At 70.9% G+C, this 244-nt stretch carries 1 protein-coding gene; it reads left to right on the top strand.

Annotated elements, in window-relative coordinates:
- On the top strand, positions 1 to 244 hold a 244-nt coding region (locus N2041_RS14830), incomplete at both ends, for a hypothetical protein (protein ID WP_297679414.1).

Genomic DNA, 244 nt, shown 5'->3' with positions numbered 1-244 from the left:
GCCGCAGCCTGGAACTGGGTCGCGCCCTGGGCGCCTTCCTGCGTGCGGCCGGCGGTGTGGCACACGCGCAGCTGGCCGCGTGGCTGCGTGCACAGGCCCCCCTGGACGACGAGGCGGCGCGGGAGCTGGCGGAATACATCGAGGAGCAACGGACGGTGAGCGTCCTGCCGACGGACCGGACTGTGGTCGTCGAGCGCTTCCGCGACGAACTGGGCGATTGGCGCGTGTGTGTGTCTGTCTCTTA

It is taken from the genome of Tepidiforma sp. (genome assembly GCF_026419595.1).
In the GTDB taxonomy this organism is placed as follows: domain Bacteria; phylum Chloroflexota; class Dehalococcoidia; order Tepidiformales; family Tepidiformaceae; genus Tepidiforma.
Note: the sequence above shows the minus strand (reverse complement) of the source record. Positions and strands in the feature narration are given on the sequence as shown.